Consider the following 248-nt stretch of genomic DNA (forward strand, 5'->3'; position numbering starts at 1 on the left):
CGCGCGTCGTGATGCTGATGGTGCCATCGCCCGGCGTGAAGATCGGTCCGGGGGTTTTCATCGAGCGCTTGAAGACGTTCGGGTCGACCGCGCGCGGATCGTACGAGGTGAAGGTGGCACCGCCGAGGTTCGGCGCGAGCCCACCGATGGCGCCGGCGTTCACGGCGATGTCGCCGCGCAGATTGGTGATCGAGCCGTAATAATCAGGCACCTGCACCCCGTAAGTCGGCACCACGGAGTTGAGCTTG

At 65.3% G+C, this 248-nt stretch carries 1 protein-coding gene; it reads right to left on the bottom strand.

Features of this window, described 5'->3' with window-relative positions; genetic code table 11:
- A partial coding sequence (locus tag I6U51_RS24575; RefSeq protein ID WP_211145171.1) for a hypothetical protein occupies positions 1–248 on the bottom strand: 248 nt, incomplete at both ends.

This window comes from Clostridium aciditolerans (assembly GCF_016316925.1).
Lineage (GTDB): Bacteria > Bacillota > Clostridia > Clostridiales > Clostridiaceae > Clostridium_AM > Clostridium_AM aciditolerans.